At 54.8% G+C, this 3,495-nt stretch carries 4 protein-coding genes; 2 read left to right on the forward strand and 2 right to left on the reverse strand.

Annotation, left to right across the window (positions count from 1 at the left end):
* Window positions 1–4 precede the first annotated feature (4 nt).
* The gene (locus GKAS_RS23025; protein ID WP_035897834.1) at window positions 5–454 is read left to right on the forward strand and encodes a DMT family transporter; all 450 of its coding nucleotides are present in this window, start codon (window positions 5–7) and stop codon (window positions 452–454) included.
* Window positions 455–555: 101 nt separating this feature from the next.
* Here GKAS_RS23025 and GKAS_RS23030 read toward each other — a convergent pair whose 3' ends face one another.
* Together GKAS_RS23030 and GKAS_RS23035 are read right to left on the reverse strand one after the other, a co-directional pair.
* Complete coding sequence (locus tag GKAS_RS23030; RefSeq protein ID WP_035897830.1) at window positions 556–789, reverse strand: DUF2526 family protein; 234 nt, start codon at window positions 787–789, stop codon at window positions 556–558.
* A 9-nt stretch (window positions 790–798) separates the two neighbouring features.
* Window positions 799–2,406 (reverse strand): ABC transporter substrate-binding protein, encoded by a 1,608-nt coding sequence (locus tag GKAS_RS23035; protein WP_035897831.1) that lies wholly within the window; start codon window positions 2,404–2,406, stop codon window positions 799–801.
* A gap of 257 nt (window positions 2,407–2,663) precedes the next feature.
* Between GKAS_RS23035 and GKAS_RS23040 the strand changes: the two genes are divergently transcribed.
* On the forward strand, window positions 2,664–3,495 hold an 832-nt coding region (locus GKAS_RS23040), incomplete at its 3' end, for an SrfA family protein (RefSeq protein ID WP_035897833.1).

A 3,495-nucleotide genomic window follows, 5' to 3' on the forward strand; every position in this document is an offset into this window, starting at 1 on the left:
AGGTATGAATCAGTCCCTCACGCTGACGTTCCTGATAGCCGCCGGTATTGGGCTGGTTATCCAGAACACGCTGATGGTCCGTATTACCCAGTCAGCCTCCACTATTCTGGTGGCGATGCTGCTGAACTCGCTGGTGGGCATCGTGCTGTTTGTCAGTATTTTGTTGATTAAACACGGCCTCGCGGGCGTAAGCGAGCTGGTGGCGACCATTAAATGGTGGACGCTAATTCCGGGCCTGCTCGGGTCGTTCTTCGTGTTTGCCAGCATCAGCGGCTATCAGTACGTGGGGGCGGCAACGACCATTGCGGTGCTGGTCGCGAGTCAACTCATCGGCGGGCTGGTGATGGACGTCGTCAGAAGCCACGGCGTCCCCTGGCGAGCGCTGGTCGGGCCGGTATGCGGCGCGGTGATGTTGATTCTGGGAGCATGGCTGGTAGCAAAGCGCCAGTTTTGATGCACAGCCATTCCCGGCGGCGCGTGGCTCTGCCGGGCTACAGAATGTCGTGAACAACCGTAGCCCGGCCAAGCGAAGCGCTGCCGGGAACAATACCAAACTTAAAGAATGGCCCCACCTGAAGTGAGCTGCTCTTTACGCGTCTCTTCCTGCTCGCGCAGGTGTTGACCATGATGTGAAATCGCCACGCGCAGGCGCTGCTGCTGGGTGAAACGATCTTCACGACTCAGTTCTGGGTCGTCGCTTAATACCACCAGCAATTCATTCATATGCGTAATCACGCTTTCCTGCACCGCGGCATCCACGCGCGCGATGACCTCATCCAGATGTGACATATTCACTCCTTAATTGATTTTCACTTTCGAGAAATCGCTGCCCATCAGGCTGACGCTATAACCGGTAATGTTGCTGCGCGTCGCGTAGAAGGTTTTGCCGTTTGCCAGCGCAATCCACGGTGCCTGTTGGTAGAAAATCTCCTGCGCCTGGCCGTAGAGCGCGGCACGCTTAGCCGGGTCGCTCACCACCAGCGCCTTTTTCACCAGACCATCATACTCTTTATTGCACCAGCGCGCGGCGTTAGAGCCCGTTTTAATGCTGTCGCAGCCGAGCAGCGTATTGGCAAAGTTATCCGGATCGCCGTTGTCCGACATCCAGCCGTACAGCGCGCTGTCGTGCTCACCCTTGCGGATACCGGTGAGGTATTCACCCCACTCATAGCTGACGATCTTCGCTTTGATACCCACTTTCGCCCAGTCGTTCTGGATCATCTCCGCAATACGGCGCGAGTTCGGGTTATACGGACGCTGTACCGGCATCGACCACAGGGTCACTTCCGCGCCCTTCTCAAGCCCTGCCTGTTTCAGTAACGCTTTCGCTTTTTCCGGATCGTAACTGTAGTCTTTGAGATCTTTGCTGTAGCCCATCATGTTCGGCGGGATCGGCGATTTCGCCACGGTGCCGGAGCCCATAAACACCGCGTTAACGATAGCCTGTTTGTCGGTGGCGTAGTTTAGCGCCTGGCGCACCAGCACGTTATCAAACGGTTTTTTCTCGGTATTAAACGCCAGATAGCCGACGTTCAGTGCCTCAACCGCATGCAGCGTCAGATCTTTATTGCCCTTAATGACGTCGAACTGAACCGGCGACGGTGCCGGGATTATCTGGCATTCGTTGGTTTGCAGTTTCGCCATGCGCGTTTCCACATTCGGGGTAATGGAGAAGATCAGATGCTTAGTCGGTACCGCGCCGTCCCAATAGTTCGGGTTTGCCAGGTAACGAATCTGTGAATCCACCTTGTACTGTTGCAGTACGTACGGGCCGGTACCAATTGGCCAGTTGTCGACGTTTTCCGGCGTGCCTTTTTTCATCATCTGGTCGGCATATTCCGCCGACAGAATCGAAGCGAAGTCCATCCCCCAGTCAGCAAGGAACGCGGCGTTCGGTTCGCTCAGCACAAACTGGACATGATAATCATCGACCTTCTTCACCTCTTTGATGAGCTTATCGAGGCCAACATCGCTGAAGTACTCGTAGTTGCCCTGCGACACTTTGTGATACGGGTGATTGACATCTTTCTGGCGCATGACGGAGAAAATCACGTCATCAGCGTTGAAATCACGCGTTGGTTTGAAGAATTTGTTGCTGTTGAACTTCACGCCCTGACGCAGCGTGAAGGTATAGGTCAGGCCATCCGGAGAGATGGTCCAGTCCGTTGCCAGTGAAGGCACCGGGGTATTTTTCACCGGATCAAAGTTGATCAAGCGGTTATACAGCACCTGCGAGCTAGCCACGAAAGACGGGCCGGAGCTGGCAATCTGCGGGTTGAAGGATTCTGGCGATGCTTCGGAACAGTAAACCAGCGTGTCGGTGTTTGCCGCATAGGCGCTTGCCGGTAACAGCGCGCTGAAGGCCAGCGCGAGGAGCGTTTTCCCTGTGGTGTTCCCTGTGATCATGGTTATAAGCCTTTCGATTTTATTATATGGACGGCTTAATAACAGCACAGGGGCAGATAACTGGCAAATAACCAATTTGTCTCAGGTTATGCTGAATAACCGTTTATTGCTGGTTTCTTCATCGCCTGTCTTTTGATTTGACTTAAGTCCAGCCATTCAATGCCGCGAGAATTACCCTATTTACCCCTCTCTTTCGCCGTTTGTTGCTTTTTGCTTTGGGTAAAGTAATCCCGTGAAGAAGTCTATGGGACAGGAACGTGGCAAAAACTCTTTTACGCAGTGGAAGTCTTGATGACTTTCAGGCCGTAGGCGGCGGCGGGCAAACCGTATTTCATTCTGCGCTTCAGGTGCGCGAAACGCTGCGTTTACGCAAACAGCTGGCGTTGGCCGACTGCCTGGCGATACCGCAACTGAATGATGAAGGCGACCGCGTTGACTGGTACTCCCCGGTCGATGGCGAGATCATTGGCTGGAAAGCCGCCGATGAGGCCGAGCGCACCCGCGCGCTACACTATTTAGAAAGCTTGCAGGAAAGCGCCCGAGCGCTCAGTAAAAAATGCCTGCAATCAGATAAAACCGCACAGCAGCTTTTTGGCGCGCTGCTGGAAAAATCGCTGCAGTTTCCCGGCGAAAACCACCTCTTTCTGGTAGCGGGCAAACCGGTTATCAGCTTCTGGGGCTTCGTGAATCTTAACGAAAGCGCGCGTGAAGATGCGCTCGATTGCCTACGCTACGTCGAGCCGGAAATCATAGTCGAAGAAGAGCCGGTAATCACCGAAGTGCCTGAAGTGGAAGAGCCTGAAGAGGTTCTCGTCACGTTTAGTGAAGCCGATGCTCCGCTTATCTCCGCCAATGAACCATTAATAAACGCCTATACGCTGCCGGTGGAAGACGCCGAAGAGCCGCATACACCGGCTGCCGCAGTAATAGCAGCGCCAAAAACGTGTCGTCCGCGTTGGGTCTGGGGGCTGCCGCTGGCCGCTGCGGTTGCAGCCGTAGCCATTGCCGTCCCGTTGATGATCCCCACTACGCAGGCTGAGTCCGAACCCGTCGCCCAGGTTGAACCTGCTCCTGTGCCTGCGCCAGCCA

This window comes from Kluyvera ascorbata ATCC 33433 (assembly GCF_000735365.1).
Taxonomy (GTDB): domain Bacteria; phylum Pseudomonadota; class Gammaproteobacteria; order Enterobacterales; family Enterobacteriaceae; genus Kluyvera; species Kluyvera ascorbata.